3 protein-coding genes and 2 pseudogenes are annotated in these 1713 nt (G+C 35.0%); all 5 read left to right on the top strand.

Going from position 1 to position 1713, the window contains the following annotated elements; genetic code table 11:
* Positions 1–187: 187 nt before the first annotated feature.
* The 5 genes and pseudogenes from AB1414_20380 (at position 188) to AB1414_20360 (ending at position 1713) form a co-directional block, all read left to right on the top strand.
* On the top strand, positions 188–772 hold the full coding sequence (locus tag AB1414_20380) for a zeta toxin family protein (protein ID MEW6609769.1): 585 nt from the start codon (positions 188–190) through the stop codon (positions 770–772).
* Positions 769–954, top strand: coding sequence for a hypothetical protein (locus AB1414_20375; protein MEW6609768.1), 186 nt, complete (start codon positions 769–771; stop codon positions 952–954). The genes AB1414_20380 and AB1414_20375 overlap by 4 nt, the downstream gene beginning before the upstream one ends.
* Before the next feature lie 53 nt (positions 955–1007).
* Positions 1008–1163: pseudogene (locus AB1414_20370) on the top strand (amidase family protein).
* Positions 1164–1231: 68 nt separating this feature from the next.
* Positions 1232–1513 (top strand): nucleotidyltransferase domain-containing protein, encoded by a 282-nt coding sequence (locus AB1414_20365; GenBank protein MEW6609767.1) that lies wholly within the window; start codon positions 1232–1234, stop codon positions 1511–1513.
* An 83-nt stretch (positions 1514–1596) separates the two neighbouring features.
* Positions 1597–1713, top strand: a pseudogene (locus tag AB1414_20360) (GxxExxY protein).

The following is a 1713-nucleotide window of genomic DNA, read 5'->3' as shown; positions in this document are numbered from 1 at the left end:
ATCTTTATGCCTTTCTCCCACCAATAACTGACCGATTACCTCAGCCGAACGGTATTTAATTACCAGTTACCAATCACCAGTTACCAGAATCAAATTCCGTGCGTTATTTGTTCAACACGACACTAGTTTTATCTCTACGCTGGGTATCAATATATATAGTCTAATTGAAGAAAATAGGAAATGGTCTATGAACAAACAACAGATAATATACATTATCGCTGGGGCAAATGGTGCAGGAAAAACAACATTTGCTTGTGAATATCTTCCTCGTTATGTTGGGAAGGTCGATTTTGTCAATGCAGATATGATTGCCCACGGGTTATCTCCTTTTGCACCAGATAGATTCGTTATTCGTGCAGGACGTATGGTGCTTCAAAGAATTAAAGAGCTTGTTAGTGAAAGAAAAATGTTTGCCATAGAAACAACATTATCAGGAAGAACATATTTAAGTATTTTACAAAAAATGAAAAGGTTAGGATACCGTGTTTATATGTATTATTTATGGATTCCGAATTATCAACTTGGTATCGAAAGAATTAAAAATAGAGTGCGGGAAGGTGGCCATAGTGTCCCAGAATATATTGTGAAAAGACGGTTTAAAAAGACATTATGGAATTTATTCCATGTTTATTTTTCTGTTTTAGATTATTTAGCAATTTTTGATAATTCAGGTATGCAACCAATGATAATTTATGAAAAAGAAGGCGAATATGAAAATATTATTGACAAAAATTTATTTCAGCATATAAAAGAGGAAGTTGATTTGTTATGAAAAAGAATAGAGCATTAACCCCATTAGGGGAAAAAGCAGAGAAAGCAATGAAAGATGCGGTTAAAAAAGTTATTGTAGAACATACAATAAAGAAATTGCCCCTCGTGATATGGGAAAATGGAAAGGTGGTAAAAGTAGAACCAGATAAGATTTCAGTAGTTCGAAAAGATAGCACACAATAACAGAAGTAATTCAAAGTTCCATCTTGAGCAATCATAATCAGGATACTTGTGATAATCTTGCCGGTCTGCCGGCAATAAGTATCCCTTGCGGATGCTCAAAAGAAGGCTTGCCTATTGGCATCCAGATAATCGGTAAGCCATTTGCTGAACATAGACTTCTTAAATTTGCCTTTTCCTTTGAAAAAATTCTTGACAAAGTAAAAAGATAGGGGTATGATATTATCAGTTAAAGCGAACCTGAAATTTGTAAGCCAACGCAGGATAGTGAGTGTTTCTTATGAGATTATCATCTGAGGAAATAAGTGCAATTAAATCTACCATTATGAAGATAGACCTGGAGGCAAAAATCTATCTCTTTGGCTCACGAGTAGATGATACACAAAGGGGTGGAGATATAGATATCCTTATCTGGTCAAACAAACTAACTAATGAGCATAAAAGAAAAATTCGCCTGAATCTTTATGAATTATTAGGTGAGCAGAAGATTGACCTTATCATAGCTAAAGATACATCCGACCCATTCGTCAGAATAGCATTAAGTGAAGGGGTGCCATTATGACTTATATGACCCAGAATGACTATATCTTAAATCGTAACCGTTGAGGTAATCCTTTACCGCAGAGACGCAGAGAAACAGAGAAAAAAGGATTTAAATTAGATTGTGGATACCGGATAGATCTTTTAGTTGAAGAAAAAGTTATCGTAGAATTAAAAGCAGTCGAGCAACTACTTCCGATTCACGAAGCTCAACTTTTAACC

Source organism: bacterium (assembly GCA_040755795.1).
Taxonomy (GTDB): domain Bacteria; phylum UBA9089; class CG2-30-40-21; order CG2-30-40-21; family SBAY01; genus JBFLXS01.
The sequence above is the reverse complement of the archived record's forward strand: the minus strand, read 5'-3'. Positions and strand labels throughout refer to the sequence as shown.